Source organism: Flavobacterium phragmitis, assembly GCF_900112575.1.
In the GTDB taxonomy this organism is placed as follows: domain Bacteria; phylum Bacteroidota; class Bacteroidia; order Flavobacteriales; family Flavobacteriaceae; genus Flavobacterium; species Flavobacterium phragmitis.
On the sequence record NZ_FOMH01000021.1, the window covers coordinates 25,748 to 36,999 of the forward strand.

7 protein-coding genes are annotated in these 11,252 nt (G+C 33.8%); all 7 read left to right on the plus strand.

Features of this window, described 5'->3' with window-relative positions; translation table 11 throughout:
* The first annotated feature begins 168 nt into the window (after positions 1-168).
* The 7 genes from BM289_RS25065 to BM289_RS25095 all read left to right on the plus strand — a co-directional run bounded on the left by BM289_RS25065 (position 169) and on the right by BM289_RS25095 (position 11,252).
* Positions 169-1,395 carry an ROK family protein gene (locus BM289_RS25065; protein ID WP_091499315.1) on the plus strand — a complete coding sequence of 409 codons (1,227 nt, stop codon included), beginning with the start codon at positions 169-171 and terminating at the stop codon, positions 1,393-1,395.
* 452 nt (positions 1,396-1,847) lie between these two features.
* On the plus strand, positions 1,848-2,966 hold the full coding sequence (locus BM289_RS25070) for a glycoside hydrolase family 10-like protein (RefSeq protein ID WP_091499318.1): 1,119 nt from the start codon (positions 1,848-1,850) through the stop codon (positions 2,964-2,966).
* 84 nt (positions 2,967-3,050) lie between these two features.
* Positions 3,051-4,463 (plus strand): DUF5009 domain-containing protein, encoded by a 1,413-nt coding sequence (locus tag BM289_RS25075; RefSeq protein ID WP_091499321.1) that lies wholly within the window; start codon positions 3,051-3,053, stop codon positions 4,461-4,463.
* A 34-nt stretch (positions 4,464-4,497) separates the two neighbouring features.
* Positions 4,498-6,300, plus strand: coding sequence for an FAD-dependent oxidoreductase (locus BM289_RS25080; RefSeq protein WP_091499323.1), 1,803 nt, complete (start codon positions 4,498-4,500; stop codon positions 6,298-6,300).
* Position 6,301: 1 nt separating this feature from the next.
* Positions 6,302-6,964, plus strand: coding sequence for a GDSL-type esterase/lipase family protein (locus BM289_RS25085; protein WP_091499360.1), 663 nt, complete (start codon positions 6,302-6,304; stop codon positions 6,962-6,964).
* 30 nt (positions 6,965-6,994) lie between these two features.
* The gene (locus tag BM289_RS25090; protein WP_091499326.1) at positions 6,995-8,197 is read left to right on the plus strand and encodes a n-acyl-d-glucosamine 2-epimerase; all 1,203 of its coding nucleotides are present in this window, start codon (positions 6,995-6,997) and stop codon (positions 8,195-8,197) included.
* Positions 8,198-8,231: 34 nt separating this feature from the next.
* Positions 8,232-11,252: a SusC/RagA family TonB-linked outer membrane protein gene (locus BM289_RS25095; protein WP_091499329.1), complete on the plus strand. Its 3,021-nt coding sequence runs from the start codon at positions 8,232-8,234 to the stop codon at positions 11,250-11,252.

Genomic DNA, 11,252 nt, shown 5'->3' on the forward strand with positions numbered 1-11,252 from the left:
CTGTTTTTTCTTATTTGCTTGAATGTTGTAAAAAATCATGATATTAGGACTAGAAACTATCGAAGTCTAAATTGTAAGATTGCATTGCGATTTTTGTAGTGAAAAAAAGAAAGGGTTAAGTTAAAAATGGATTATGTTTGTATAAGAATTTAGTAAAATCGAAGATAAATGAACTTAAAAGATTTACTTGATGTTAGTAAAGACAATAGTCTTTCCGGGCAAAAATGGCACATGCTGAGGCAGTCAATTGTGAAAAGATTACTTTCTGCAGGAAATGCTACAATTGCCGAAATAAGCTCTGAATTACAATCCAGTGTTCCTACTGTGACCAAGGCTGTAAATGAACTTTTGCAGGAAGGTAATGTTGTGGATATGGGAAAAATTACCAATAGCGGAGGACGAAGACCTTCACTATATAGCATCAATCCTACTTGTGCTTTTTTTCTTGGTGTTGAAGTCGGAAGAACTCATATGTCTATTGGATTGCAGGATATCAAAAATGAATTTATAAGCCTTGATTTACGTGTTCCATTTGCATTGAAAAATTCTCAGGAATCTCTTTTGGAATTTTGCGCTTTAATAAATAATTATATTGAAGAAAGCTCTGTAGAGAAAAAATTGATTGTAGGGATTTGTATTAACTTTTCTGGTCGTATCAATTCAATGGAGGGTTTTAGCTATAATTATTTCTTTAGTGAAAACAGACCGCTTACAGAGATTATATCAGAGCAGCTTGGACTTCCGGTTCATCTTGAAAACGATACTCGTGCAATGGCCTTTGGTGAATACTGTGAAGGTGTTGTAGATGATGAGCAGAATATAATTTTCTTAAACTACAGCTGGGGAGTAGCCATTGGTATTATGACCGATGGTAAACTTTATTATGGAAAATCAGGATATTCTGGGGAGTTTGGACACAGTACTCTTTTTGAAAATGAGATTATTTGTCAATGCGGTAAACTGGGTTGTCTTGAAACAGAAATTTCTGGTTGGTCTTTGGTTCGGCAATTTAAAGAAGCCCTGAAAGAAGGAAAACATTCTAAAATTGAATTGAATGAAAATGAAGATCTCCAGCATTTGGATATAATCTCGGGTGCTATTAATCTGGAAGATAGTTTATGTATAGAATTAGTGACCAGACAAAGCGAAAAAATGGGGCGTTATCTGTCTATTTTACTGAATATATTCAATCCGGATCTGCTTGTAATTGGTGGAGACTTCTCTCAATTGGGCGATTTTGCGCTTTTACCGATTCAATCAGCACTTAAGAAACATTCTCTAGGTTTGGTAAATCGAGATATGAAATTAAAAAAATCAACTTTAGGGCATCGTGTAGGTGTTATTGGTGCCTGCTGTATTGTAAAGGAAAAGATGCTTTCACCTTTTTTTAAATAAGTATTTTTTCCAATATAAATTTCTTCAAAACTCTATAATTTATTTTATAGAGTTTTTTTATTCCCTCTCAGGAGTATTAAAAGTCTTCTTTTTTAAAACTAAAAGTTTTTAAAATTTTAAGAATAGATTTTGTTTTTTTAGTGTCTGCTGATAATTACATAAATCTGCTTCTCATTTTAAAATTGCTAATTATTCTCCTTTTTTGTCTTGATTTAAAATTGATATAAAGATTTTTTATCCGAATTAAGTCATTACTCTGAAAAATATCCTTAAAAAACTGAAAATATTTAAAATATTTTTTTTTGTGTCCATGTACCGTATTTGCTAAGGATTTCTCCAATATGGTAAATATTTATTAAAATTTTTTAATAATTCATTAATAAAAAAATTTAATAACTAAGTTATGGTTAATAAAATTTTATATATTTGCTGTAACCAAAAAAACAAAACCAATGTATAATATCTTAAAAATAACCTGGATACCTATTTTGTTATTTTCACTTTTTTGCTGTGCAGGCACTCCAAAATCGGTTAATGATAAAACTCCAATTAAAGGAGTATGGGTAACTAATGTTGCGTCAAAAGCTTTAGATTCTAAAGAAAGTATTATTGAAACAGTTGCGCTTTGCAAAAAATCAGGTATTACAGATATTTATGTTGTGGTTTGGAATAGAGGAACCACTTTATATCCAAGTAAGATAATGAAAGACTTATTTGGAAAACCTATAATGGAACGTTTTGGTGATCGTGATCCATTACAAGAAATGATAGATGCAGGACATAAAGTAAAAATAAAAGTACACGCATGGTTTGAGTTTGGTTTTGCTTCTTCTTATGGAGAAAATGGAGGAGCAATCCTGAAAAAGTTTCCAAACTGGAAAGCAATTGATAATAAAGGAAACCTTGTTACAAAAAACGGTTTTGAATGGATGAATGCTATGGATCCAGAAGTTCAGAATTTTGTAAAATCATTAATTGTCGAGGTTGTTAAAAATTATAATGTTGACGGTATTCAAGGAGATGACCGTTTGCCGGCAATGCCTTCGCTTGGAGGTTATGACCCTTATACGGTAGCTTTATACAAACAAGAACATAACGGAAATCTTCCTCCAGATGATTATAAAGATGCGGACTGGCTTACTTGGCGAGCTGATAAATTAACTGTTTTTCTAGGAGAACTTTATAAAGAGCTAAAAGCAATCAAACCTAAATTGATCGTGAGTATGGCTCCGAGTATTCATCCTTGGGCAAAAGAAGAATATTTGCAGGATTGGCCAACATGGCTAAACAAGGGCTACTGCGATTATGTAATTCCTCAGGTTTACAGAAAAACAATTGAAAGTTATACCACTACATTAGAAGACCAGATAAAATTTCTCAATAAAAATCAGAAGGATAAATTCTTTTCAGGAGTCCTCCTTCAAGTAAATGGAGTAAACCCCAAACTCGATTTTTTGAAACAGATGATTGAAACCAACAGAAAGCTTGGTGTAAAAGGGGAATCCTTCTTTTTTTATGAAGGACTGAAAGCCTTCCCAGACTATTTTTCTAAGGAATACAAAAAAAAATAGATTAAAAAAAATACCACAAAAACAGGTCGTTGTTACAACGACAGGTATAGTATTGTCTAAAAAATAATTAATTAGAATCTGGATATGAAAACAAGAGCCTTGTCTATTGATGCTTTAAGAGGATTTGCAATTATTGCAATGATTCTTTCAGGACAAATTATCCTTACGCATTTACCAGCTTGGATGGCGCACGCTCAAGTGCCGCCCAATTCATCTTTTAATCCAAATATCTACGGAATAACTTGGGTAGATCTTGTTTTTCCTTTCTTTTTATTTTCGATGGGTGCTGCATTTCCTTTTGCTTTGGGAGGCAAATTAGAGAATGGTGCGAATAAATGGAAGTTATGCTTAAGTTCATTTTTTAGAGGTTTGAAATTAGTCTTTTTTGCTGTTTTCTTTATGCATATGAGACCATTTGTCATTAGCAGTCCAGTTGATGTTAAAGCCTGCCTTATTTCTTTAGCTTCTTATGCCTTGATGTTTGCGATGTTTATGACAGATTTTCCATTTTCAAAATATTTTAAAAAACCAAAAGAAATTTCTTTAATAGCTAAAACTATTGCTTTCGTTCTAGGTTTTGCGTTAATGTTTTCACTTGATTATCAAGGAAAAGAAAATCATAATTTTGATATTTATTATAGCGATATTATCTTAATTGTTCTTGCTGATATGGCTTTTTTAGCCAGTGTTATTTATATTTTTACATTCAAAAAAACAGTTTATAGAGTATTGGTGTTGCCATTTATCATGGCTGTTTTTTTAGCAAGTCAAAATCAGGGTTGGGTAAAACAATTGTATGATTTTACTCCGTTTGCATGGGCTTATAAGTTCTACTATTTGAAATATTTTTTCATTGTAATTCCAGGAACTCTTGCCGGAGAATACATAAAGGAGTGGACAGTTGCTCCCCAAAATGAAGTAAGACAAAATGATAGATTAGCAATTTCGGCAAGTTTACTTTCTTTGGCAGTCATTGTAAGTAATGTTTACTTTTTATTTACGCGTCAATTAGAAGTCAATCTTGGAGTTACTTTAGTCTTATTGGTTTTAAATTATTTTATTTTAAAATCAGATACTTTCGAATTTAGTGTTTTTTGGAAAAAACTTTTTTTAGCGGGAGCTTACTGTTTATTGCTTGGATTGTTTCTTGAAGCTTATGAAGGTGGAATACGAAAAGATTCTTCAACCTACAGTTATTATTTTGTAACATCTGGACTGGCTTTTTTTGCAGTACTATTTTTCTCTGTGATTTGTGATTATTTCAAATGCATTAGAGCTACTAAATTTTTGGTTTTAACAGGTCAGAACCCAATGATTGCCTATGTCACTACCTCAATGTTTGTAATGCCTATTTTGACTATTCTAACGGTTACAGATTATTTTGACGTATTTAATGAAAATGCTTTTACAGGATTTTTGAGAGGTTTTATACTCACTGTATTAGCGGTTTTGATAACGATCTTTTTCTCTAGAAAGAAAATATTTTGGAGAACCTAAATGATTCCATCTTGCTATTAAAATATTATATATTATGAAAATTCAAATAATCGCATTTTTTTTATTTTGTTATGGGTATTCTCAGAATATCACCAAAAAAACGGTTGACGTTTTAGTAATTGGAGGCTCTACCAGCGGAACTTCTGCTGGTATTGCATCTTCCAGATTGGGAGCCAATACTTTGATTGTCGAAGAGTCTCCATGGATAGGTGGCATGTTTACTTCGCAAGGAGTGGGCGCTTGTGATGGCAATCATAATTTAGATTCTGGAATCTGGAACGAATTCAGAGGTGCACTTAGAGATTATTACGGAGGCGCAGCAGCACTTGAAACGGGCTGGGTAAGCAATACGCTTTTTGAACCATCTGTAGGAAATAAGATTTTCAATCAAATAGTAGCAAAAGAGAAAAAGCTTGAAATTATTCATGGATTTTATATCGAATCGATTAAAAAATCTGGAAATAAAGTGGTTGGTGCTACTTTTAAAAATGATAAAAATGAGGTTTTAGAGGTTACTGCCAAGGTTACAATCGATGCGACCGACATTGGCGAAAGCCTTAAAATGGCAGGAACTGCCTATCGATTGGGTATGGATTCCAGAGCGGAAACTAAAGAAGCAAATGCACCTCTAAAAGCAAATAATATTGTTCAGGATTTAACTTGGGTTGCTGTACTAAAAGATTTTGGAGCTGGTACTGACAAAACAATCGCTAAACCTGAAAATTATGATGCCAGTCATTTTGAAGGTTCTTGTGCAGAAACAGTTGATAACAAACAAATTGATTGTGATAAAATGTTGACTTACGGAAAATTGCCTAACAACAAATACATGATCAATTGGCCTAAAAAAGGAAACGATGTTTATTTGAACGTTATCGAAATGTCTAGAGAAGAGCGAAACAAAGAACTTCTGAAAGCAAGAAATTTTACTTTGCAGTTTGTTTATTACATTCAAAAAGAGCTTGGTTATAAAAATTTGGGCTTAGCAGATGATGAATTTGCAACATCAGATTTATTGGCATATGCGCCGTATCACAGAGAAGGCCGTAGATTAAAAGGAGTTTCTTTTTTAACCTATAATCATGTTGCAGATCCTTACAATCAAAAACAAGCTTTATATAAAACAGGAATTTCAGTTGGGGATTATCCTGTAGATCATCATCATGATAAAAATCCAGCTGCTCCGCATGTAGGTTTTCCGCCTGTGCCGTCTTATAATATTCCTTTAGGAGCTTTGATTCCAGAAAAAGTGGATGGTTTTATTGTTTCAGACAAAGCTATTTCTGTTTCAAATCTTATAAATGGAGCAACAAGATTACAGCCTATAGTACTTTTAACTGGACAGGCAGCAGGAACTTTAGCCGCTTTGGCTGCTAACAAAAATCAAGATGTCCGCAATGTTTCTGTTAGAAGTGTACAGCAATCTTTATTAGATCAAAAAGCGTACATCATGCCACTTTTCGATGTAAAACCGACCGACCCAGCTTTTGAAACTATTCAGAAAGTTACAGCAACGGGAATATTAAAAACAAAAGGCGAAAGCTATCAGTGGGCTAACAGAACTTGGTTTTATCCGGAACAAAATATTTCGGTTCAGGAATTTACAGAAGGCCTAAATCAGTTTGATAAAAAAAATAAGATTGTTAAAAACACAGCGCTTCTTACAGAACAAGAAGCAGTTAATCTTTTAATAAAAGCAGGTGCCAAAATTCAAAAAGGAAATTTTTCGGCAAAGCCAATAAACAAAAGAGATTTGGCAGTTTTAATTGAAGAAAATCTGCATCCGTTTGAAACTGAAATTGATTTTTCAGGAAATACTAAAACTAAAAAGAAGTAAGATGTTTAAGGTTCTTTGTTTTTTCTTTTCGACTCTTTTCATGGGACTTTACGCTCAGGAGAACACTCAGGTTTTTCATAATTATTTCTATGATCAAAGACGTTCATTTTTTGAGACAATGCCTGCAGGTAAAAATGAAATCATTTTGTTAGGAGACAGTTTAACGAATTGTGCCAATTGGGATGAAATTTTTTCAAACCAAAATGTCAAAAACAGAGGGATTTCGGGAGACATAACATTGGGAGTTTTAGACAGAATGGATGAAATCATAAGGCGTAAACCTAAAAAAATATTTATCCTGATAGGAATTAATGACATAGCCCAAAAGATAAGTTCCGAAATAATCCTCAAGAATTATCAAGGAATAGTATCAAGACTGAAAAATGATAGCCCTAGAACGAAAATTTACATTCAAAGCATTTTACCTACGAATGATGAGTTTGATACATTCAAAAATCATCAAGGGAAAATGTCCATTATAAAAGAGGTCAATATAGAATTAGAAAAATTGGCGAAGGAGAATAATACCGGGTTTATTAATCTTTTTCCACATTTTTTGGATGAGAATGGAAAGCTGAGCAAATCATATACCAACGACGGATTGCATCTTTTGGGACCTGGTTACCTGTTATGGGCGTCCATTTTAAAAAAATACATTGATTAAGAATAGCTAAACTAAAAAAATATAGAGTAAATGTTAGAAACTAAAAAAGATATCAAATTAGAGCAGCTTCAAAATGCTGATTTGCACCAATATGCAGACTTGTACAAAGACGAATTATTGAAAGAAGTCATTCCTTTTTGGGAAAAATATTCTATTGATAATCAATACGGCGGTTATTTTACTTGTCTGGACAGACAAGGTAACGTTTACGATACTGACAAATTTATCTGGTTGCAGGGAAGACAAGTATGGACTTTTTCTATGCTGTATAATAAAGTAGAAAAAAAAGAGGAATGGCTTGATATAGCGCTTCATGGAGCAAAATTTTTATTGGAAAACGGAAGAGATGAAGAGGGCAATTGGTATTTTTCTTTAAACCAAAAAGGAGAGCCTTTAGTCGTTCCCTATAACATATTCTCGGACTGCTTCGCTGCAATGGCTTTTGGCGAATTATATAAAGCAACAAATGACGATTTACACAAAGAGGTTGCTGTCAATACTTATAACAACATTCTTTCAAGACAAAATAACCCAAAAGGGAAGTGGAGTAAAGTATACAGCGGTACCAGAGAATTGAAAAACTTTTCACTACCGATGATTTTATGTAACCTGTCACTATTGCTGGAAGAAGTAATTGGTAAAGAAGTCGTAGACGAAATGGTGCCACCGCTTATCGAAGATATTATGACCAATTTCTTGAACAAAGAACATGGCATCATCATGGAAAACGTAGGGGCAAATGGTGCTTTTTGTGACAGTTTTGAAGGAAGAATTATTAATCCGGGACACGGAAATGAATCGATGTGGTTCTTGATAGATATTGCGACTAGATACAATAAACCAGAGCTGATTAAACAGTGTGAAGAGATTTTAATCAAAACAACAGAATTTGGATGGGATAAAGAATTTGGAGGGATCTATTATTTCTTAGATATAAAGGGCCATCCAACACAAGAACTGCAATGGAATCAAAAATTATGGTGGGTGCATATTGAAACCATGATTTCTTTCGCGAAAGCATACAAACTAACAGGAAATGAAAAATCTAAAGAATGGTTTATAAAATTACACGATTATACATGGAATCACTTTAGAGATGAAGAGTACAAAGGAGAATGGTTTGGTTATTTGACCAGAGAAGGCCAACCGCTCCTTGAAGCAAAAGGAGGAAAATGGAAAGGATGTTTTCACGTTCCACGAGGGCTGTACGAATTGTGGACAACCTTAAAATAAAAAAAATTAACTAACCAATTTAAATTATGTAACTATGAAAAAAATGATGTTTTTTTTATTGTTTTGTTTGGCTTCAGTAGCAATACAGGCACAATCAAGACAATTAAAAGGATCTGTTATTGACCCTGACGGTATGCCGCTGATTGGAGCTAATATTGTTGTTGAGGGATCAAAGGAAGGAGTTTCAACGGATTTTGATGGAAATTTTCAAATTAATGTCCCGGCTGGCAAAAACGCGATAAAGGTCAGCTACATGGGACACAAAGACATGACTGTTGACATAACAGGGAAAAATACTGTAAAAGTACAAATGGAAACCATTGCAAATCAAATGCAGGAAGTTGTCGTTGTAGGTTATGGAACTCAGAAAAAGGAAACGGTAACTGGTGCTCTTGGAATTGTTAAAGGAGCAGATCTTAATAAAAGAGCTGTCGCTTCTTTGTCTACAGCGTTACAAGGGACTATTGCCGGTGTGACGGTGCAACAAACTTCCGGAGAACCAGGTTCAGATGGTGCCAACATTAGAATTAGAGGTATTGGTTCTGTAAATTCAAATACGTTTCCGTTAGTTTTAGTAGATGGAATTGAAATGGATATGAATCAAGTTGATATGAATACAGTAGAATCTGTTTCTGTATTAAAAGATGCCGCTTCTGCTTCGATCTATGGTTCAAGAGCTTCAAATGGAGTTATCCTGATTACGACAAAAAGAGGTAAAGAAGGAAAAATGAGATTGGTTTTTGATTCTTACACCACTATCCAAACCCCTGTTAACATGCCAAAAGTAGTCAAAGCTGCAGATTATCTGCAGTCTGAACTGAATGCCGCTGACAATGCAGGATTACAGCAAGCACCTGGAGTGAGAGAAGCAAAAGAACAAATGATTGCTGATCAAAGAGCATACAAACCTGATAACTGGAACAGATACGATACAGATTGGAAAGATGCTACTATAAAAAATAGTGCTTTAATGAACAGCAATAATGTTACTTTGTCTGGAGGTAGTAAAGATTTAAAATATTTTGGAGCATTAACCTCTCTTCACCAAGGAGGTTTAATTGCCAACAATAATTTTAAACGAATGAATATTAGATTAAACACTGATGCTAATATTAACAGCTGGTTAAAACTGAATAATGAGTTTTCATACAGAACATCCACACAAATAACACCTGGAATTTCAACTCCAAAAGGCATTATTAATAAGGCTTTGTATATGCTTCCAACACTTTCTGCAGTTAAAGAATTAGATGGCAATTGGGGATATGGAAAAAATGGAGACAACCCAGTTGCGAATGCTGAGGCTTCTGGTCGAAATACTATGATTAGACCAGAAATATTATTAAATGCTACTTTAATTGCTACGCCGGTAAAAGACTTGGAAATATTGGGGCAATACAGCTATAGAAAAACAGATGCGAGAGGTACCTATATTATGACACCATACGCAACTTCATTGAAAGGACTTTTCCAAGGATATTACCCATCTAAAGAAGCAACAGTATCAGAATCTTATACTGAAAATGTGAGAAATTATTTTAGAGCTCAAGCTTCTTATTCTAAAAAGTTTGGAGAACACGAAACTAAATTGATGATTGGTACACAAAGTGAAAATAATGAAGCTAGAGATTTTAGTGCAGCTAGAAACAGTTTTGAATTAGAAAGATATTATTTAAGTAATGGAACAGGAACTCCAACCGTATATGGAGGCGCGAGTGAATGGTCTATGTCTTCTTTTTATGGAAGATTTAATTATAACTATGCTGGTAAATACCTTTTTGAAACAAGTGGTCGTTATGACGGATCTTCACGTTTTTCAGATGGTTTAAAGTGGGGATTTTTCCCTTCGTTCTCTGTTGGATGGGTAGTAAGCAAAGAAAAATTCATGGAGCCAATTTTAGATTATGTTAGTGATTTTAAATTAAGAGCATCTGTAGGAACTCTAGGAAATCAGGACATTGGGAATTATCCTTATGCTTCTACAATTGATACAGGTTATAGTTATTGGATTGATAAACAATTAGCACCTGGAGTAGCACAAACGACATTGTCGAATCCAAATATTACATGGGAAAAATCAAGACAAACCAATTTTGGTTTAGATGCCACTTTTTTCAAAAGAAAGCTTTCTGCTACACTTGATTATTATATAAAAGATGTTTATGATATGCTTATGGTTTACCCTGTGCCTTATTATGTAGGACTTAATGCTACATATAGCAATGCTGGAGACATGCGTAATAAAGGTTGGGAAACGACTCTTAGTTACAAAAACAAAATAGGAGAGTTCAATTATAGTATAACTGCAGCACTTAGTAATAATGAAAACGAAATTACTAGATTGTATGGTCAGTATTCAGACAGGTCAATAACTGTAGGATATCCAAGAGGTGGAATTTGGGGCTATAAAACAGATGGATATTATGTTGACGCGGCAGATGTTGCCAACTCTCCAAAATTATCGAGTTCTGCTAAGCCAGGCTATGTAAAATATGTAAAAATGGATCAGAGTGGTTTGAATCCAAATCAAATTACAGAAAGTGATAAAGTATATTTAGGAGATCCTTTTCCTCATTATGAGTATAGTTTAAATCTTACAGCAAACTACAAAAACTTCGATCTTACTTGCTTTTTCCAAGGAGTTGGAGAAAGAAAGGTTTTAATGAGTGGCATTGGAGTAAAACCGTTTGCAAACGGATCAAACTTATTTACACACCAATTAGATTCTTGGACACCAGACAATCAAGATGCTGCATATCCTATTTTAGTTCCAGAAGCTAATTCGGCAGATAACTTTGTTACTTCTGATAAATGGGTTAAAAATGGAGCTTATTTAAGATTAAAAAATGTTGTTTTAGGATATAGTCTTCCAAAATCATTCTTAGAAAAAGCGCATGTTGACGGTCTTCGTCTTTATGTAAGCGGACAAAATTTATGGACATTAAGTCATTTCGTTTCCGGATACGATCCTGAGGTAAATTATGGAGGAAGTCTAGGAGGAGAGTTTTATCCAATTATGCAGACGGTAACATTTGGTGCTAATTTAAAATTTTAA